Below are 20282 nucleotides of genomic sequence, written 5' to 3'. Positions count from 1 at the left end.
GTCGCCGTCAGTTTTTTCATATCCGCAACACTTGCCGCCTCGGTCGGGAATGCGGCTCGATCAATGGAGTAGATCCGAATGTATAGAATTGGCGTCGATGTCGGCGGCACCTTTACCGACTTCACTGTCACCAATACGGCCACAGGTGAAAACCGCTATTTCAAGCTTTCATCGACGCCAGCGGATCCTTCCGTCGCGATCGTCGATGGCATCGAGCAGGTTCTCAAGACCTTCGATATCGCACCGGCCGACGTCTCCTATATAGGGCATGGCACCACGGTTGCGACGAACATGATCATCGAGCGGCGTGGTGTGCCGACCGCGCTGATCACCACGAAGGGGTTTCGGGATGTGCTGGCGATCGGTCGCCAGACGCGTCCGGCGCTATACGACGTGTCGATTACCAAGCCGGATCCGCTGGTCGAACGTTTCCGTCGTCGCGAGATCAACGAACGCCTGAACGCGAAGGGCGAAACCCTCAAGGGGCTCGACAAGAACGAACTTGAAACCGTTCTTGATGAGCTTTCGGAAACCGGCATCAAGGCGCTTTCCGTCTGTTTCCTCCATTCCTACCGCAATGCCGCCCACGAAGAAGAGGCGGCGCAGATCATCGCGGCAAAACTTCCGGGCGTCTATGTGAGCGTCTCTTCGCGCGTGTTGCCGGAGTTCCGCGAGTACGAGCGTACCTCGACCACCGTTCTCAATGCCTATGTCGGCCCCAAGATGGCGGATTATTTCGACAGGCTTGAGGAGCAGCTGCGCGAACGCGGCATCCCGGTCGCGCCGATGACCATTCACTCCAATGGCGGCCTTCTCTCCATCGAGACCGCAAAACGCCTGCCGGTCACGACTTGCCTGTCCGGTCCGGCTGCCGGCGTTATCGGGTCGGCTGTTGTGGGTGCGGCGGCCGGTGTCGGCAAGATCGTCACCTATGATGTCGGCGGAACCAGCACCGATGTTTCCCTGATCGTCGATGGCCGGCCGAAATTCACCTCCAGCCGTGACGTCGCCGGTTATCCGGTCAAGCTGCCGATGGTCGACATCCATGTGATCGGCGCCGGTGGCGGCAGTATCGCGCATGTCGACGATGCCGGTGCACTGAAAGTCGGCCCGCGCAGCGCAGGCGCCTTGCCCGGACCCATCGCCTACCAGCGCGGTGGTGAGGAGCCGACACTGACGGACGCAAATATCTGCCTGAACCGCCTCAACCCGGTCGCGCTTCTCGATGGCCGCATGCCCATCGACCGCGCAGCGGCCGTGCGTGCGATCGAGGATCGTATCGGCAGGCCACTGTCTATTTCGGGAGAGGAAGCCGCCTACGGCATCCTGCAGGTCGCCGTCGCCAACATGAGCCGCGCCATCCGTGCGGTGACCACTGAACAGGGGCATGACATTGCCGAGATCACACTGTTCGCCTTTGGCGGAGCCGGGCCTCTGCACGCTGCCGAGGTGGCACGCGAGGCCGGCATCCGACGGATCCTCGTGCCACAGGAACCGGGTACGATGTGCGCGAGGGGCGCGCTTCTTCTCGACGTCAGTCTCGATTTCGTTCGCATGCAGCTCGTTGAAGCCACGGCGGATGGATGGCAGCAGGCATGCGAAGCGCTTGGCGAAATGCTCAAGGAAGGCAATGCCTGGCTGGAAGGCGAAAAGGTCGATGCGGATCTGCGCGAATTCCATCTGGCCATCGACGCGCATTACGCCGGCCAGACCCACGATATCCGTATTCCGCTGACCGGCGTCGATAGCGACGGTCTCGCGCGGTTCCTGGCGGATTTCGCCCAAGCGCACAAGGCGGGTTACGGCTACGATATTCCCGGCCAGTCCGTCATCATCGTCAGCTGCCGTCTCCAGGCCGTCGGACGCGTACCGAAAGCCATTACCGCGACCTATAGCGGCGGCGAAAGCGTGGCTGCGGCCAAGTCCGGAGAGCGGGAGGTTTATTATGGTCCCCAGGAGGGCTGGTGCACGACACCGATCTTCCGCCGCTCGGCATTGCCCGTCGGTGTGGACGTCGCCGGTCCCGCCATCATCGACGAAATGAGTTCCACGACAGTGGTGCTTGCCGGCCAGACCGCGGCGATCGACGCGTTCGGCAACATCATCATCACGAACTGAGGGACGCCGTCATGACCCCACAAGCTCAAAAAGCAATCCGAGACGATCTGATCACGAGCGACAAGCGCGAAATCAATGCGATCGCCATGGAGGTCTTCAGCAACCGCATGCTCTCGATCACCGAGAGCATGGCAATCCAGATGATGCGTTCGTCATTCTCGACGCAGATCAAGGAGCGCCGCGACTTCTCCGTCGGCATATTCGATGCGCGCGGAAACCTTATCGCGCAGGGAACCCATATTCCCCTGCATCTGGGCTCTTTGCTCGGCGCGACAGAGGCTCTTCTGGAGCGGTATGACGTTGCCAACATGGTCGAGGGCGACGCGTTCATCTGCAACGATCCCTATCTGGCCGGTGGCACACATCTGCCGGACATCGCGGTGATCACCCCCGTCTTCATCGAGGGCCGGCTGATGGCATTCGCGGCCAATATCGGCCATCACTCGGATATCGGCGGTTCCGTACCGGGGTCCATTTCGGCAAAATCCCGGTCTATCTTCGAGGAAGGCCTGCGCATTCCGATCATCCGCATCGCCCGCGCCGGGGTTCTCGATGAGGATCTGCTTAATCTCATCTCGACCAATTCGCGCCTTTCGGAAGAGCGTCGCCTCGATATCCAGGTGCAGATTGCCGTCAACAACCGTGGCGGTGAAGAAACGCGAGCGCTGTTCACGCGCATGGGCCTCGATGCAGCGCAGACCGCCATCGAAGACGTGCTGTTTTACACGTCCGAGCGGCTTCGCCGCCGGATCGAGCTGCTGCCGGCTGGAAGTTTCAGCTTCACCACCTGGCTCGACGACGATGGCAGCGGCAGCGATCCCCTGCCGCTGGTTGCCACCGTATCGCCACGCGGCGACGCGCTGCATGTCGACTTCGACGGCACGGGACCGCAAGCGCAAGGCGCACTCAACGTGCCGCGCAACGCTCTTCGCGCCACCGTCTATTATTGCATCAAGGCGCTGCTCGACCCTGAACTGATGGCCAATAGCGGCATGTTCGAACCGTTGGTCATCTCTGCTCCCAAAGGGTCCATTGCCAATCCGAATTTCCCCGCCGCCTGCGGCGCCCGCAGCATCACCTGCCAGAAACTTGCCGGTGCCGTCTTCGGGGCTTTCAGGGAAATCCTGACGGTGGACCGTCTCGTCGCCTCCAGCAACGACCTGTTGCCGACGATTTCGTTTTCCGCTTCCAAGCCGGATGGCGGCCTTTACCATTACGGCGAGACGATCGGTGGCGGCAGTGGCGCGCGTCATGACGGTGACGGGATGGACGCGATCCACGTTCATGTCACCAATAGCCTCAACCTGCCGGTCGAGGCGCTGGAGAGCGAATTTCCGTTCCTGTGTGACGAATACAGCCTTGTCGTCGATTCCGGCGGCGCAGGCCGCCAGCGCGGAGGCCTTGGCATCGCGCGCCAGATCCGCGCGCTTCACGACGGTACGATCGTGTCGGTACGCTCCGACAGCTATATCCATGGAGCCGAGGGGATTGCCGGCGGTGCGACCGGTGGCTTGAGCACCTTGACGCGCAACCCGTCCTCTGACCGACAGGAAAGCCTGCCGCTGAAAGTATCCTACATGGTGATCGGCGAGGGAGAAACGGTCCGGATCCATACCCCCGGCGGTGGCGGTTTCGGCCTACCTTCAGAGCGTTCCATAGAGGATATTGCAAGGGACTTGCGTGACGGAATAATCAGCAGGCCGGCTGCGGAACGCGATTACGGATCTGAAAAAATCGAAGCGGCTTTGAATCTGCTCTGAGATCGACGTGCGATCGGCACTCTGTTCCGATCGCCCTTGGGGCACGTATAACCTCAAGAATACAGTTCGAAAAAATATGACTTGGATTTATGGGTGGCGATGTTGTCAAATTTCATCGCAGCGAGCGATCAACGACACTGCGGCAAATCCGGTTCTTTAAAAGAGGCTCTCCGAGAGCCTGAAGGACAGCGAAAGTCTAACGATAAAAAGGGAACATATAATGGGTTATTCCATCACACGTCGTAATGCCCTCCTGCTGGGTGGCGGGGCCATGGGCGCAAGCCTGTTGATGCCCGGCCTTTCCTTTCCCACTGCGCGCGCGGCAACGCCTGGGACCGTCACCTACGCGCTTTCTGCCTACCCGCCGAATCTGCGTCCTTTCGAATATTCCGGCGCAGCCTCGCGCACTGCCAAGCTGATGATGTTTCGCGGTCTGCTGAGCTTCAGCGAAAGTGGCACGATCCAGTCTGAACTGGCGGAAAGCTGGGAACTTCCTGATCCGCGCACATACATTTTCAAGCTTCGGGCGAATGCGACCTTCCAGAACGGCGCGCCGGTCACGGCCGATGACGTGAAGGCATCCTTCGACTTCATCCGGGCGGAAAAATCGACGGCATATCTGCGGCAGGCGTTTCAGTCGGTCGATACCATTGAGGTCATTGACCCGAAGACGGTTCGCATCGTCCTCAAGCAGCCGACACCCGCCTTTCTCAATCTGCTTGCCGGGCAGAACGCGCCCATCGTCCACGCGCAGCAGATGGACAATCCCGATGCGATGATCGGCGCTGGCCCGTTCACGCTGGAAAGTTCGGAAAAGGGTGTTTCGCTGGTCTTTAAGGCGCGTAAGGACTTCTACAAGCCCGGCCTGCCGAAAACGGAAACCATTCGTCTCGTCGTTTATGCCGACGACAGCCTTCGTGTTGCGGCCCTGAACGCCGGTGATGTCGACATCATCGAATATGTGCCGTGGCAGAGCATGGCGAGCCTTGCTCAGACCCCGGGCATCGAGGTTCAGTCCTCGCTCGGGCTTTACATGTATGTCGTCTTCAACATGAAACAGGGCCCCTTTACGGATCCGCGCGTTCGCCGTGCCGTCGCTCACGCCGTCAAGCGCGAGGATATCGTGCAGGCCGCCTTCCTCGGAAACGGCAAGGTTCTGGATGGTGTGCCGCTTCCGGAAACCTCACCCTTCAGGGTCGAGGAACTCGATCATCTCTGGCCTTACGACCCGGACCGCGCCAAGGCGCTTCTGAAGGAAGCCGGTGCTGAAAACCTGCAGGCAACGCTGCTTTCCACCAGCACATACGGGTTCCACAAGGATATCGCCGAAATCATGCAGCAACATCTTGCCGCGGTCGGCATGAACATTAAGCTGAGCCTGCCGGAATGGGGTGTTCGCATTTCGCAGGGCAATGAGGGCCGATACCACCTCGCCATCAATGGCGGCGCTCCGGAACTCGGTGACCCCGACGACCTGACGGCGCTGTTCGGCTCCGGTTCGAATTCCTATCGCCGCTCATTCGGGTTGAGCGACCCGGCCCTGGACGATCTTCTCAACCGCGGTCGCCACGAAAGCGATCAGGAGAAGCGTGTGCAGATCTATACGGATCTGCAGAAGGCTGTCGCCGAGACCGTGCCGGTCACATTCCTGAATTACCGGCTCCAGGCCTATGCGATGCGGGAGACGGTGAAGGACTTCAAGGCCCTGCCGGACTTCCTGCTCAACCAGTCGGGAATGGCTTTCGAGACGGTCCATATCGGCTGAGTTACATTCCAAAGCATATTGAATGGGAAGGGGCGTAATGCTCACCTATATCGTTAGAAGATGTGCCGTGGCGGCCGTCATGATCTTTATGGTCGCCACTGCGGTCTTCATGATTCTGCACGTGGTGCCGGGCGATCCGATCGAAGTCATGCTATCTGCGGACGGCATGGCTCCCGATCCGGCCACGGTGGCTGAAATGCGGGCGCGGCTTGGCCTCGACCTGCCACTTTACCAACAATACTGGGACTATCTGACTCGCCTGGGATCTGGGGATCTGGGGCGCAGTTTCCAAGATAACCAGGATGTTCTTGGCAACATCGCCCAACGACTGCCGCGGACGCTCGAACTGATCGGCATGGCGACGCTGCTCTCGCTGGCGGCCGGCATTCCGCTGGGCGTTGTCGCTGCGCGCAGGCGCGGCAGTTGGATCGACAAGGCTTCGGGCTGGATCTCCAGCCTGGCGTTGTCGGTGCCGACTTTCGTGCTTGGTACACTGTTCGTTCTCGTCTTCGCCTTGATGCTGCGTCTTGTGCCGGCTGGTGGATTTGTGCCGTTCAGCCAGTCGCCGGCGGATCATCTTACACTCCTGCTGATGCCGTCCCTGGCAATTGCGGTCGGCTTCACCGCGGTCATTATCCGCATGACGCGGTCTACCGTGCTGGACGTTCTCGAGCAGGACTGGGTTCGCACTGCGCGCGCCAAGGGAGTGGATGAAGGCAAGGTTCTGCGCCGTCACGTCGTTCGCAATGCGCTCGGACCCGTACTGACGGTTACAGGTCTTCAGATGGGCTCCATGCTGGGTGGCACCGTGCTTGTCGAGTTCATCTTCAACTGGCCCGGAATGAGCGGTTTTCTCGTCAAGGCCGTGGAAAACCGCGATTACCCGGAGGTGCAAGGCATCGTGCTGGTGACCGCGTCGCTCTTCATCTTGCTCAATCTCATCGTCGACGTGCTCTATTCCGTCCTCGATCCGCAGGTTCGAAAGTCATGACCATATTCTCTGAGCTCTGGAATAACGCGAGATACAGGCATCTCGCGCCCTCGGTGATTGCGCTCTGTTTGCTCATCCTCGTTGCCGTTCTTGCGCCTGTGATAGCCCCTACCGATCCGTTGGCGATGGACATATCGGGCCGCATGGCCTCGCCTTCGGCGGCTCATTGGCTTGGTCAGGACGAATTCGGCCGCGACGTTCTCAGCCGCCTGCTCCATGGCGCCCGCATTTCGTTGAGCGTGGCCTTCGCCACCGGCGTGCTTGCTGCGATCATCGGCACGTCTGCCGGCATGGTCGGCGGATATTTCGGTGGTGTTGCCGAACTTCTCACCGTTCGCGTTGCCGAGTTCATGCTGGCCTTTCCCCCCATTCTGCTCGCGCTGCTGGTGATCGCGTTCACCGGTCCGGGCACGGGAACGCTGATCGTGACCATGGCAATTTTTTATGCTCCCGAATTTGCGCGCATCGCCTATGGCGAAGTTCGTTCTGTCAGGCAGAAGGAATATGTGGAGGCGATGAGGGCGATCGGCGCTGGCCCCATGAGGATATTGCGCACAACGATCCTGCCGAATATTGCAGCGCCTCTGTTCGTGCAGTTTTCGCTGGTCGTCGCTGCGGCAATCGTGGTGGAATCGGGCTTGAGCTTCCTTGGACTCGGCATCGTGCCGCCAACGCCGTCCTGGGGTCTGATGATCCGCGGGGCGCGCAGCTATCTCGAACTCAATCCGATGGGTCTTGTCTGGCCGTGCCTGGCACTCGTTGTGACGATCTTCATCGTCAACTCGCTCTGCGATGCCGTTCGCGACGTCTTCGACCCGCGGACGGTCAAGGTCAAGGGGCTGTCGTTCGGCAGGCGGCGTGACCGCGACAGCGGGAATGGCACGAATGAGACTCTTGCCGACAACGTGCAGCTTTCGGTCAACGGTTTGCGGACCGAATTCGCGACGCCGAATGGCGCTGTTGCGGCCGTCAAGGATGTGTCCTTCGAAGTCCGTCGCGGCGAGACGGTAGCTATCGTAGGCGAATCCGGCTCCGGGAAATCGGTGACCAGTCTTTCCATCATGGGGCTCCTGCCCGAAAAGAGCGCCGCCGTGACCGCCGGCCGCATCGATTTTTCTGCCAAATCCGGGAAAGTGCTGGATCTGGCGCGGATCGGCCCGGATACGGCGCGTGCGCTCAAGGGCAGCGATGTCGCGATGATCTTCCAGGAGCCGATGACCAGCCTCAATCCGGTCTACCGTATCGGAGAACAGCTGGTCGAAGCCATTCTTGCCCATGACAAATGCAGCAAGGCGGATGCGCGAAAGCGCGCGCTCGACATGCTTCGCAAGGTGCACATTTCCGATCCCGAACGGCGGTTAGATCAGTTCCCGTTCGAATTGTCGGGCGGCATGCGCCAGCGTGTGATGATTGCCATGGCGCTCGCCAGCCGTCCGAAACTTCTGATCGCGGACGAACCAACCACCGCGCTGGACGTGACGATCCAGGCCCAGATCCTCGAGCTGATCAGGGAACTGCAAAAAGAGGATGACATGTCCATCCTCTTCATTACGCACGACATGGGGGTCGTCGCCGAAATTGCCGACCGGACCGTGGTTATGTACAAGGGGGAAGCCGTCGAGGCTGGGCCGACCGAGGAGATCTTCAAGGCGCCGAAACATGCCTACACACGCGCCTTGCTCTCTGCGGTTCCGCGGCTTGGTTCGATGGACGGGCAGGCGTCTCCCATGCGTTTCCCGATGGTGGATCGGGAAACCGGTGAGCCCAATGTTCCCGACGTGCTCGCCAGTAAGATGCACGAATCCGACCAGCCTTTGTTGCAGGTTCGTGATCTGACGAGCAGGTTCAATATTCGCGGTGGATTGCTGTCTTCGGTACAGGGAAGGGTTCATGCGGTCGAGGGTGTGTCATTCGATCTCAAGGCGGGCGAAACACTCGCACTTGTCGGTGAATCCGGATGTGGAAAGTCGACCACCGGACGCTCGCTTCTGAGGCTACTAGAACCGCTTTCCGGCTCCGTCATGCTCGATGGCGTCGATATTCTGGCGCTGGACAAGGCAGGGCTTCGCCGACAGCGCCAGAACATGCAGATGATCTTTCAGGATCCGTATGCGAGCCTCAATCCCCGCCTTGCTGTGGGCGCTGCGATTGCAGATCCCCTGATCATCAATGGTCTCGCCAGCCCTGCCGAGGCAAGGCAAACCGTTGCGGAACTCCTGGTGAAGGTCGGGTTGAGTGCCGATATGGCCGCGCGTTACCCGCATGAGTTCTCGGGCGGGCAGCGTCAGCGCATCTGTATCGCCCGTGCGCTCGCTCTCAAGCCGAAACTGATCGTCGCGGACGAAGCCGTGTCAGCGCTCGATGTGTCGGTCAAGGCGCAGGTCGCCAACCTGATGCTCGATCTTCAGGCGGAAATGGGTCTGAGTTACCTGTTCATCAGCCATGACATGGCGGTCGTCGAGCGGGTCAGCCATCGCGTCGCGGTGATGTATCTGGGTGAAATCGTCGAAATCGGTCCACGCCAGGCGATTTTCCAGAACCCGCAACACCCCTATACCAAGCGCCTTCTGTCGGCGGTTCCGATCGCTGATCCAGCAAGACGCCACAAGCGTCGTCCGATCGCCAATGCCGAACTCAAAAGTCCTGTGCGGCCCGCAGATTATGTTGCGCCGGTGCGGCAATATCGGGATGTGGGCGATGGACATAAGGTGATGGTCTGGGACGGCGAATGTGATTGATATCCGCCGCCGCCGAACCATGAGACGCGCCAGACGGGCGTCTCCGGACATTTGAAATTCCACGAGGATTTACGAGATGAAGGTTGGTATCGCCGGTGCCGGCGCGATCGCGATGGGATATGCCGCATTGCTTTTGAGCCGAGGGCACGAGGCAGGGATCTGGTCGCCTTCCGGCAACAGGACAGTTGACCTGCTGGATGGCAAGTCCTTGAAGGCAACCGGGGCGATCGAGGGGGAGTTTCATCCCGCCGTATGTCAGAGCGCTTCTGAACTGGCGGATGCCGACGTGATCGTGCTCGCGCTGCCAGCCTACGGGCAGCGCTTCGTCATCGATGCTCTCGTGCCGCATCTTCAGAACAGGCACACCGTTGTGATCAGCGGGCATCTTTCCTTTGCGTCGCTATATCTCGCCGGGCGGCTGGCGGAACGTGGCCTGCAATTACCTGTCATTGCCTGGAATACCACGGCCCTGACCTGCAAATCACAGTCCTTTACCGAAATTCGGATAGGCGCATTGCGCAAGATTGTTTCCATCGCTGTCGTGCCTACGCGAATGGCCGACCAGGGTCTTGAGATCTGCATCGCCCTCTTCGGAGAACGGTTTGCCTTGCAGAACGATCTTGTCACCATCACCTTGAGCAACCTCAATCCGCAAAGCCATCTGGCGATTGCGCTATGCAATCTGACACGGTTCGAGCGTGCGGAGGTGTGGGGCCAAAGGGAAAACATGACGCCCACCGTCGGCCGGTTTATCGAGGCGCTGGATCAGGAGCGTCTGTCTCTTGCCGCGGCGCTGGGCAAGACCGTTGGTTCGGTGTTCGACCATTACCGCAATTCCTTCGGGCTTTCCGGGCAATCCGTCGCCGGATTGTCAGCCCAGCAGGTGGAACGCGGCGCGGATGTTGCCGGTCCGAAAACGATAGATAGCCGATACGTTCTCGAGGATGTGCCATTTGGATTGGTGCCGTTGTTGCGCCTCGCGGAGATGGCGGGAATTGACCTGCCTCTTCACCGCAGCGGTGTCGCAATTCTCAGCGCGTGTTACGGTCGTGATTTCATGAGTGAGAATGACTTATTGCTGAAATCACACTTAGAGGCTGTCCGAGAATTGAGTTGAGTGATCAGGTCGATGATGATTCCAAGACGGTGTTCAAAGCCAGAATGGAAGCGCCATGTGGAACCCGACCACCCGGCGGCAGTATAGTCGCAACCAACCCCGATATGAAACCGATCTGACGGACAGCGAATGGGAGGTGCTCTCGCAGCTGTTTCCTCCACCCGCGCGCAGGGGTCGCAAGCCAGTTTGGCCTGGGCGTGAGATCGTGAATGCCATCTTCTATGTATTGCGTGGCGGCATCCCGTGGCGGCTGATCCCGACAGACCTGCCGCCCAAGAGCACCGTGTTTGGTTATTTCTGCCGATGGCGCGACACCGGGCTTTTCACGCGGATCAACCGTCGCCTCGTCACGATGGATCGCGAGCGGATCGGACGGCAAGCCTCGCCGAGAGCCGCTGTTCTGGACAGCCAGAGCGTCAAGACCACCGAGAGCGGCGGCCCGCGCGGCTATGATGCGGGCAAGAAGATCAAGGGCCGTAAACGGCAGGCAATGGTGGACATGGATGGCCGGGCACTTGTTCTCGATCCCCAGCCTGCCAACATTCAAGATCGTGACGGAGCGATCCCCGTTCTACAGGTATCCCGCGGGTCCTTTCCCTTCGTGGAGAAGGCGTTCGCCGACATGGGATATTCGGGCGACAGGCCGCAGAATGCGTTGCTTGTCGATGTCGAGATCGTCCGCAAGCCCAAGTATCAGGTCGGCTTTGCCGTTCACCCCAAGCGCTGGGTCGTCGAGCGCTTCTTCGCTTGGATCAGCCGAAATCGGCGACTGTGGAAAGACCCGGAGGCGACGATAAAGTCCGCCGAAGCCTTCCTATATGCTGCATCAGTCATGACGCTGACCAGACGCATCGCACGGTCATCATGAATTATCGGACGGACTCTTAGTTTTTGCAACTGGGATAGTATCAGGCGTGATCATTTCCAGAACACGCGCGTTGTTTGTATAGAACCATGGGTACCCGGCATACCCAGAGTTCGCAGTGATCTTGCTGTCATCGCCGGCCTCGAGGACAGTGAGAAGATCTAAACCCGATGGCATGAGTGCGTCGAGCCAAACGCCATAATACGTCGATCATGCCATCATCAGCGCATACCTGTCCGGTCAAACCTTATAGTAAAAAATTCGTTCTTTTTTTTCTGAAGTGTTTCATTCACTGAATTTTGGACGACCGCCGCCATCTTCGAAAAAAATCGAGCTTGGGGGCATCGTGTGACAATATCTGGCAACAAGACCATAACCATTTTTCACGACCGCAGCGGTAATTTTGGAATAATGACGGCAATTCTACTGCCAGTCCTTCTCGGGGCTGCTGGAATTGCAATCGACGTGACGCGCGCAATGGAGCTTAAGGCGTCGCTTCAGGAACAGGCAGACTCCGCTATGCTTGCCGCCGCGACGGTGTTGGCAAGAAAAGAATATAGCAACGCAGCTGCAAAAGATCTGGCTGCGACCCAATACGCCACGCTGGCCGCGGCAATTGATTCAGGCTGTGCTAACAATCAGACGATCGAAAGCCATAAGCAGTCGACTTCGACGTCCATTACCCAGACGGCTAATGGCGCGAAAGGAAAGAAGTTTGAGGTAGTCTTCGCTGCAACCTTCAAGATGTGCGTTAACCCATTGACCGCGCTCATTGCCGGCCCCTCGCTAAATATCGCCGTTCGTTCAACAACTGTAAGTGCTACCGCCAGCAAGAACGCCTTCTCCATGCATTTAGTGCTTGACCGATCAAGCTCCATGGACGAGATCGCCTGTGAAAAGCGCAGCAGTACCAATACGTGCCTCCAGATGGGTAACACCGTCAAGATCGACGCTCTAAAGGGTTCCGTTGACGAGCTTCTCGATGTGGTAGCGGAAGCTGACCCCGAAAAGAAATACGCTCGCTTCGCCGGTGTGGAATTCTCGGGCGGCAAGGGGAAAAGCGTCGCATTCAACTGGGGCGTTGACGAAACCCGGAAATTTTCCAGAGCCCTCAATCCGAGCGGTGGCACCAACTCGGCTCCAGCGATGCAACATGCCTACGACGTCCTCAAGGCGACAGGCTACAACTCGGAAAACGCCGCTCATGCCGTCAAGGAGAATGACGATCCGACGAAATATATCGTCTTCATGACGGACGGTGACAACAACAGCAAGGATTCAGACGCCGCCACTCTTGAGATTTGCAAGCTTGCAAAGGCGAAAGGCATTGTAATCTACGCCGTCGCGTTCGACATCAAGCAGGGCCGGGCGACAACTCTCCTGTCCTCCTGCGCCGCTTCCGACGGACACTATTACGCGGCAAAAACGGCGTCCGAGCTCTACGCCGCATTTCGAGAAATCGGTCTGCGCGCAAATTCCGGTATCGCGAGAATGACCAATTAGTCGCAGGTGCCATCCTTGTAGAAGCTTGTCGGCCTGAAAAGGAAATGTCTGATGTCTCACATGTTCAATACAGATCTGGATCGAGATGAAGCCTTCGCCAGACTGACACGCCTGATTAAGAATACTCTGGGCGTCGATATCGCGGCCGTTTCGACGATCGATGCCGGGGTCCAGAGTTTCAAGTCGATCGACGGGCTTGTCTTGCAACAGATTCCGCTGGACGAAAGTTTCTGCCGCGTGCCTTTCAGGGACGGCTGTACGGTGATCATTCCCGACACCGGTCGGACCGAAGAGTTCGAAAATCACCAACTGGTCACCGGCGCGGGATTTAAGGCCTATGTCGGCGTGCCGCTGAAAACATCATCCGGCGCGGTGTTCGGCACTATCTGCGGCATCCACAAATCGCCACGGCAGTTTTCCGAACGTGAACTCATCGTACTCGAGGATATTGCCAATATTGCCGCCAGTGAACTGGAATTGCGCGAACATGCCAATGTGGATATGTTGACCGGCGCATTGACGCGCCGCGCCTTCATGCGCGACAGCGTGAGACTGAAAGAGCTTCTCAGGCGGAAAGGCCTGTCGCTGACAGTGCTGATGGTCGATGTCGATCATTTCAAGACAATCAATGACAAATACGGCCACGCAAGCGGCGATGAGGTCCTCCGCTCCGTCGCCATGGCCCTGAAAGTCAATCTCAGAGAGTATGATCTGCTAGGGCGTCTGGGTGGCGAGGAATTTTCCGTTGCCCTGGAAGGCGATTCGGACAGGGCCTCCAAGATCGCCGAGCGGCTAAGACAAGCCGTTTCATCCCTGCAGTTCACTTTCGCAGAGAAGCAGATAAGCGTTACCGCGAGCTTTGGTGTTGCGGAATTGCGATGCGATGAAGATTTCGACGAAGCGCTGAACCGTGCGGACACGGCGCTTTATGCGGCCAAGTCAGGGGGCCGCGACCGTATCGAGATCGCTGCGGCTTGATACCGACGGGACATCGGGCACGGCGTTCGCCAAGGTTTGGTTGCCTCCCAGATCTGTAGTCACCAGCCCGCCAGCTGCTTGCCCATCCCATTGGTTTACGAATGACGAACTGCCGCGCGCGACAGGTTGTAGAGATGTTTCTTAAATCGAAGCGAATATCGTGATGAGGAACTGCAGATTATCCTGCTTTCCAGATTGGGGCGCATGACGAGCCTAGCAAGAGATACAGCGTTATTACCGGATTGCCCCGGCGACCGGTCTATTTTTGGTGCATGGTTCGATCGATATGCTCAAGCGAATTAGACGATCCGACGTTTGCGTCGGCATGTACATCGACGATATCGAGGGAACTGACGGGCGCTCGCTCGGCTTGGTCGTAAGCCGTGCAACAGTCGCCGATATCCACGAGCGCAACCTGTTCAGTAGCATCATCGACACCTCCCGGGGCAGGGATGTCGCGGTCTCTGATGAGCAGTCCGCCGCGGGTTCTGTGCCGCCGGCGACGCTTGCCTGTCACGGAAATCCATCGCGTCACGACGTTGCCCGGGCCAGGAGAGTTCCCGCGTCCACCAAGCCGATCATGGGGAAGATGTTTTCCGATGCCCGGCTGGGGAAAGCAGTCCAGTTCAATGATGCGGCCAAGGCAGTAGACCAGATCATATCGACCCTCGATGAAAACCCGATTGCTCTCATCGAGGTAACGCGACTGAGATCAAAAGACGAAAACTCCTTCCTGCACTCGATCGGCGTGAGCACGCTCATGATCCACTTTGGTCGCTGGCTGGGTCACGATCCAATGGCGGTCAGATTGCTGGGCGTGAGTGGCTTGGTGCACGACATCGGCAAGATGGCGCTGCCATCGAGCCTTCTGCAGAAAGCCGGATCACTGACAGGCGATGAACTTGCGCAGGTCCGCACTCATCCTTCCGAAGGCCATGCATTGCTTGCAAGACACGGGACTATGCCGAATGTCGTCATGGAGATATGCCTAAACCACCATGAACGGCTCGATGGCACCGGATATCCCCGGGGCATCGCACAGAATGAAATTTCGAAGGCGGTGCGGATCGCATCCATCTGCGATGTCTATGATGCGATGACGACGATAAGGCCTTACAAGCGTGCGTGGAGCCCGACCGAAGCTTTCTCCAGCATGTTCCGGTCCGAGGGACAATTTGACCGCCAATTGCTTTGGCAGTTCATCCAGTGTCTGGATCATCCGGGCGGGCCTTAAGATACGAGGGCGCCGCTGCAGGATGCCTCAGGATTTCCGAAGCAGACGGGTTTGATAAAGCCAATCCACCTACCGGTTTCTCGACTGCTTGCCGGCGGCTGCACTCGCCGGCATTGACGTGCGCATCAGCCACGGCCGCCCAGGCGCGATTTCCTCAGCGATGCTTTTCCAGTATTTTGCCAAAGCAGACAACGGCGACGCGCTGACCGGTGGCCTTGGCCATGTACATATATTCGTCGGCGCGCTTTACATAACTTTCGGGTGTGTCGTCCGCCTGCAAAAACGTCGCGCCGACCGCTGCGCCGACATAGGTAACCTGGCCGTCGATGGCGATTGGTTTGAACACGCGTTCCATGATGTTCAGGATATGCGACTGGATACCTCCGGTGAACCTCCTGTCCATGTCGAGGAGTACCACAAACTCGTCACCCCCGACCCTGGCAATGAAATCGGTAGCACGAAAATTTTGGCGCAGACGATCCGCGACAGTCCTCAGAATTTCGTCGCCTGCACCATGGCCCAACGTATCATTGACCTGCTTGAAGCCGTTCAAGTCGATATATGCGATAGCAAGTTTCCTGTTGTTTTGCAGGTTACGATCAACCGCGATCTTGAGCGTTTCGTCGAAGCATGCGCGGTTGGGAAGGCCTGATAGGACATCCGTCTGGGCCGAGGTCTTTAAGGCATTCTCAATCTCTTTCTGTTGCCTTACGCGCGCAGACACATCCATGATGACTTCGACGTCGAAAGACACGCCATCGACCACCGTTCGCTGCGCCGATATAAGAGTCGGGATAACCGTCCCGTCCGCATGCGTGATGTCGACCTCTTCGAGTTCGTAAGAACCTTCTTCCACAAGCAGACGATGACGTCGGTCACGTGCGGGATTATCAATCGCAGCTCCCTCGAAGATCAGATGTTTTCCCTTAATGTCGTCCCAGTTTCTTCCCGTCAGTCGCAGGTATGCATCATTGACCTTGACGTAGCTTGACGTCCGGGTGTCACTTGTCGTGATGGACATTGCGATCGGTGCAAATTCGAACATTCGAAGAAGCATGGCGATCAGGTGGTTTTCCGGCAGGACCTCACCGTCACCGAAGCTTGTGGTCGTGGCCGCGAGTGCAGGATTTCCCTTTTCATGGGATTGGTCGCTTGCGAACAAACCGCTCGACATGTGCGGGCGGGAATTGTCCGCTAGGAGCCCACTATGATCGATTGCGCCCCTATCGCAATGGCAGGGATCCGTGAATTCGGTCTCACCACCCTCCGGCCGAAGAGAGGGAAGAGCGCATCGTAGAGCCGTTGTCATGAGTTCCCTTTCTTGGCAGGCTGATCGGGCGGACCCGGCTTGCTTGGATGTCTTCACAAGGTACATGCAGGTGCACGCGTATTAATTGTGTTGATTGATTAAAATACCTTTTCTTTCGAATATGATCCCCAGCTTAACCATAATTTATACCGCCAAGTTTCGATGATATTGACAAACTCTGCGTCTCACTGTTGTGCAGGTATCGTAGTGTCTCGGATCACCAGTCTGGTATCCAGCGCATTTCAGCACAGAGGCCAACGTCTTACATCACTCATATTGCTGAACGACCAACCGCTTTATCAAGCTTCGCCACCACCCATCCAATTGATGCACCGCTCACAGAGGCTGCCGGTGCTAGAAAAATCATTTGGTCCATTAGGGATATGTATGATGTTCCTTCCACCAAGTGCAAAAAACCAACCGTAACCGCAGAGCCGACAAAAGGACCCAGGCATGCCCCAGCCAGCGCTGTATGCATTGGTCTCTTGAGGAGCCTGGCGACAATCAAAGCAAGTGGGTATGCAATGATTATGGCTGGAGCCACAAACAGCAGCGCCGCAATTCCAAACCAAACGAGAAACAGTATCACGGCAAAAGGAAGAGCCGCCGTCACATCATAGCCCGGCTCGAGTAGAAGGAGTGCTGTCGCTTTCAGCGCTACGGTGATCGTCGACGCCGCAACTGCGACGAAGTAGGAGATGGAGAGATTTCTTAAGTGCGAGACTAGCATACGGCAGCAAACATCCATCTTGGCCTTCGATGCCCGCCTTAAGTTTGAGCAGATGAGTGTTCTCATTGCCGGATTAATAGACCGTCAAACTGAATTTAAGAGCTGGTCAAAGAGAAAATTAATCAATGCAAGCTGGTGCTCTAATCTGAATCCTTCAGACTGGAGCAGTTTTTGGAGATGAGTGCAGTCCAGATGAAGCGGACCCTGCGACGGTGATGCTCGATCGACTGAACACCAAGGGCGGTCACGACTTGTTTTCCAATGCCTGGTCCGCCCACAAGCACGACATTCTGCGCTCTGTCGATGAACTCGCGTTGATGCGTTGCAATTCGCGCACCGTTGCTTGGAGGATCTCGTAGGAAAATAGTCCGCGCTCTCAAAACGAAGGATCGTGCACCGTTCCAGCGTCGCCACGGGCTAAGAAGATTTTATCACGCTAGATCGTGTGCGGCAGGTCGACGGTTCACATTCCATCTTTTCAAGACTTTAGTGATGTAACCGGGCTGCGTGCTTGGGGCCTGCCGGTGTGTCAGCAGTCGTCAATTGCACTGGGGCAGGCCGAAATGCAGCCTGTTCGTATCGGTTCAGGAGCACAGCCAAGCACAACTTTAGAACTCAGCCTCAGGAGATTTCTCATGGGCATTTGTGGCATCTAACCTGCCCGCGGTCGGCAAGGAGCCCGGTAAAGGTTCCCGCTACAATCAGCACTGCGCCCAACGCCGCGGCACCGTTGACGGGTTCGGACAGGAGCAAATGCGCCAAGGCGAAGCCGAACAGCGGCTCCGTCCCCATCAGAAAGCCGACCCTCGTCGGGCTCGTGCGACGAACTGCGGCGTTCTGAACGTAGAACGCGGCGATCGTGCAGAACAACGACAGGAACGCGACGCTGCCCCAGAAGCTTGCGTCGGCTCGTACCGCGAGAGCGCCGATGTCTTGAGTCACCGCAAGGGCGACTAGCGCCACAGCACCGACAGTAGCGGCCTGCACTGCCGTCAGTGCGACCGACGAGAGCGAGCGCGCTGACATTAATCGCTTGGTGGAGACGACCATGACGGCGCGAAGTACAGCGGCGAGAAGAATGAGCCCATCACCGAGCGTCCAGTCCGCAAGGCCTCCGACGAGGAAGCTCACGCCGATACATGCGACCACGGCACCGACGACGACGGTCACCGGGGGCAGGCGGCGCGAGAGGCCGTAGTCGAGGAATGGGGTGAAGAGCGTACAAAGGGAGATAATGAGGGCCGCATTTGTCGCACTTGTGAGGGCAAGGCCCGCGATCTCTGCAATGAAAATCGCGGCCAGGATCGCCCCGAGCATCGAGCCGCGCAGGATGTTGCCCCACGGGGTGGTGACGAGTTCCCTACGCGCTGCGATCCCCATGACGCAGGCCGTAGCGACGAACCTGTAGAAGATCAGGACGAGGACGGGAGCCAAGGCCAGCGCGCTCTTGGTAACGGGGTAACTCGCACCCCATACGACCGCGATACCAAGGACCGCCGCATCTCCAGCGAGCGTCGAACGATGGACGCCTTGCGCCATTTTGCCGGATGGATGGGTCATGTTTCAGCCTCGCAAACCGCTGGACCACTTTTGTCCTGCTTCCGATCGGTTTGGTAGAGTGCGAGGCCACAGGGTTATAGAACGAAAGTGCGACCCCGGTCAGCTCGCGCATAAGCCATCGGCGTCATGCCGACAATGGCCGAGAAGTGTCGGGCCATGTGGCTCTGGTCGGCGAACCCCGCTTCCATGGCAGCTGCGGCAGGCGCATGCCCCTCTCGCAACCGATCCTGAACCAGCCTGACCTTCAGGCCAATGTGGTAAGCATGCGGGGGCAGTCCGGTCTGGGACTTGAAGAGGTCGATTGTCTGCCGACGACGAAGGCTAACGAGCGATGAGAGCGTATTAAGGCTAACATCCGTCTCAACGTGGGCATGGAGATAGTCGACAAGCCTGCCGGCACGGGTGTCGGCCACAGGGAATTTTGCATCATCTACGAGCCCGCCTCCGGCAAGGATGGCGACAACGTCCGCAAAAGCTGCCCATGCTGCGTCGCGTGTCAGCGTCAACTGGGAGCCGTGAATGCTGTCATGGATATTTGCAAGGCGCGCTGCAAGTAAGGGGTCGTGGTGGTCGCACCGCTTGAAGTCGGGAAGCGGAGCTGACGATATATCCAGTCGTTCCCCGAGGATCTCCGCCATCGTGTCCTCATCGACGTAGAACATCCGCTGCATCCAGCCGGATTCAACGGCCGCATTGCCGTGATGGACGTCGCCGGGCCGCATGGACATGAGTGTTCCCGGTAACGCAGTATGCCGCTCGCCACGGCACCAGACCGAATGCACGCCGCCGGTGATGACGCCGATCAGGTACTCGGCGTGAGAATGCGGCTTGAACTGCTGGCGGACGTAGTGGGCGGCGAGCGTCTCGACGCCGGGGAGGTCCAGTGGGCGCCGAAGTGAAACGCGCTCCGATCGGACAACCGCATCTGTTAGATCATCCATCACTTCTGCCTCATTATTCACAGGTCGACAGCACGTCGGCGCACTTATCGCGAACGGAAGTTGTTTGCCAGCGGATGGTGAAGAAACCGTCATACCCTGCCATTCGACCACACCTCGTCGCACAGCCTGTCCGACAACAAAGGGGCTCAGAATGCCGCCAAATATCGTGGGCGTTTACGATCGATTGCAGTGACGCTGGATGTCGCCGCAAAATGAGAACTTTCGCCGCAGCCTAGCGTGTCGCTGAAGCGACCCAAGCCGCCATAATAGCTTCAAGAAAGCTTGTTGACGAAGCGGCTTTCTTTTCGGACAGGCCCCAAGGGATGCGGCTTCGAGCCATTTATATAGTCACACCTGCGCGGTGCCTCCGTTAGGATAGACTTTCCTGCCAGTCATGAGGCTACTGTCCTCAGAAGCTGGAAACAGCGCTACGGCCGCAGTCTCCTCGGAGTTTTCGACCCGACCAAGCGGGATCTGCGCTGCAAGACATTCAAGCAACGCGGCCTCCCCGGCAGATTTCACTAGGTGTTTGGTCCCAACATGTCATGGCTTGGTATTCGAGAGAAGATTTCAGGTTTTTTCTCACTGAGTCGCCTAATGGCTTCGTAGGGCGTTTTGAATCGTAGCGCCTTGAGCTGTTTGGCGTAGTTGTATGCTAGTAGCCAGTCCCGGA

General features: G+C 58.1%; 15 protein-coding genes and 3 pseudogenes. 11 read left to right on the top strand and 7 right to left on the bottom strand.

Annotated elements, in window-relative coordinates; all coding sequences use genetic code 11:
- Positions 1-78 precede the first annotated feature (78 nt).
- The 11 genes and pseudogenes from J2T09_RS25550 (at position 79) to J2T09_RS25500 (ending at position 15069) form a co-directional block, all read left to right on the top strand.
- A complete protein-coding gene (locus J2T09_RS25550) occupies positions 79-2118 on the top strand; it encodes a hydantoinase/oxoprolinase family protein (protein ID WP_306839899.1) in 2040 nt (679 codons plus the stop codon).
- Between the two features lie 11 nt (positions 2119-2129).
- Positions 2130-3878, top strand: coding sequence for a hydantoinase B/oxoprolinase family protein (locus J2T09_RS25545; RefSeq protein ID WP_306839898.1), 1749 nt, complete (start codon positions 2130-2132; stop codon positions 3876-3878).
- Positions 3879-4098: 220 nt separating this feature from the next.
- Positions 4099-5643, top strand: a complete 1545-nt coding sequence (locus J2T09_RS25540) for an ABC transporter substrate-binding protein (protein ID WP_306839897.1) — start codon at positions 4099-4101, stop codon at positions 5641-5643.
- 37 nt (positions 5644-5680) lie between these two features.
- Positions 5681-6634: an ABC transporter permease gene (locus J2T09_RS25535; RefSeq protein WP_306839896.1), complete on the top strand. Its 954-nt coding sequence runs from the start codon at positions 5681-5683 to the stop codon at positions 6632-6634.
- A pseudogene (locus tag J2T09_RS25530) lies at positions 6631-7446 on the top strand (ABC transporter permease); the annotation flags it as partial. The gene J2T09_RS25535 and the pseudogene J2T09_RS25530, both read left to right, overlap by 4 nt.
- A gap of 93 nt (positions 7447-7539) precedes the next feature.
- Positions 7540-9372, top strand: a complete 1833-nt coding sequence (locus J2T09_RS25525) for an ABC transporter ATP-binding protein (RefSeq protein WP_373458649.1) — start codon at positions 7540-7542, stop codon at positions 9370-9372.
- A 76-nt stretch (positions 9373-9448) separates the two neighbouring features.
- On the top strand, positions 9449-10489 hold the full coding sequence (locus J2T09_RS25520) for an NAD/NADP octopine/nopaline dehydrogenase family protein (protein WP_306839895.1): 1041 nt from the start codon (positions 9449-9451) through the stop codon (positions 10487-10489).
- Between the two features lie 55 nt (positions 10490-10544).
- On the top strand, positions 10545-11357 hold the full coding sequence (locus J2T09_RS25515) for an IS5 family transposase (RefSeq protein ID WP_306839894.1): 813 nt from the start codon (positions 10545-10547) through the stop codon (positions 11355-11357).
- A 345-nt stretch (positions 11358-11702) separates the two neighbouring features.
- Positions 11703-12857, top strand: coding sequence for a vWA domain-containing protein (locus J2T09_RS25510; RefSeq protein WP_306839893.1), 1155 nt, complete (start codon positions 11703-11705; stop codon positions 12855-12857).
- A 51-nt stretch (positions 12858-12908) separates the two neighbouring features.
- Positions 12909-13835, top strand: a complete 927-nt coding sequence (locus tag J2T09_RS25505) for a sensor domain-containing diguanylate cyclase (protein WP_306839892.1) — start codon at positions 12909-12911, stop codon at positions 13833-13835.
- Between the two features lie 286 nt (positions 13836-14121).
- A complete protein-coding gene (locus tag J2T09_RS25500; RefSeq protein WP_306839891.1) occupies positions 14122-15069 on the top strand; it encodes an HD-GYP domain-containing protein in 948 nt (315 codons plus the stop codon).
- Between the two features lie 154 nt (positions 15070-15223).
- On the opposite strand, the gene J2T09_RS25495 is transcribed toward J2T09_RS25500, so the two are convergent.
- The 7 genes and pseudogenes from J2T09_RS25495 to J2T09_RS25465 form a co-directional block, all read right to left on the bottom strand.
- The gene (locus J2T09_RS25495; RefSeq protein ID WP_306839890.1) at positions 15224-16243 is read right to left on the bottom strand and encodes a sensor domain-containing diguanylate cyclase; all 1020 of its coding nucleotides are present in this window, start codon (positions 16241-16243) and stop codon (positions 15224-15226) included.
- A gap of 406 nt (positions 16244-16649) precedes the next feature.
- Entirely contained in the window at positions 16650-17126 is a 477-nt protein-coding gene (locus J2T09_RS25490; protein WP_306839889.1) for a hypothetical protein, read from the bottom strand.
- A 167-nt stretch (positions 17127-17293) separates the two neighbouring features.
- A pseudogene (locus tag J2T09_RS25485) lies at positions 17294-17428 on the bottom strand (ATP-binding protein); the annotation flags it as partial.
- A 313-nt stretch (positions 17429-17741) separates the two neighbouring features.
- Positions 17742-18668 (bottom strand): DMT family transporter, encoded by a 927-nt coding sequence (locus tag J2T09_RS25480; RefSeq protein ID WP_306839888.1) that lies wholly within the window; start codon positions 18666-18668, stop codon positions 17742-17744.
- Positions 18669-18742: 74 nt separating this feature from the next.
- The gene (locus J2T09_RS25475; RefSeq protein ID WP_306839887.1) at positions 18743-19609 is read right to left on the bottom strand and encodes an AraC family transcriptional regulator; all 867 of its coding nucleotides are present in this window, start codon (positions 19607-19609) and stop codon (positions 18743-18745) included.
- Positions 19610-19957: 348 nt separating this feature from the next.
- Positions 19958-20131 (bottom strand): SDR family oxidoreductase, encoded by a 174-nt coding sequence (locus J2T09_RS25470; protein ID WP_306839886.1) that lies wholly within the window; start codon positions 20129-20131, stop codon positions 19958-19960.
- Positions 20131-20282: pseudogene (locus J2T09_RS25465) on the bottom strand (IS481 family transposase); the annotation flags it as partial. The pseudogene J2T09_RS25465 and the gene J2T09_RS25470, both read right to left, overlap by 1 nt.

The organism is Neorhizobium huautlense (genome assembly GCF_030811685.1).
Lineage (GTDB): Bacteria > Pseudomonadota > Alphaproteobacteria > Rhizobiales > Rhizobiaceae > Neorhizobium > Neorhizobium huautlense_A.
Note: the sequence above shows the minus strand (reverse complement) of the source record. Positions and strands in the feature narration are given on the sequence as shown.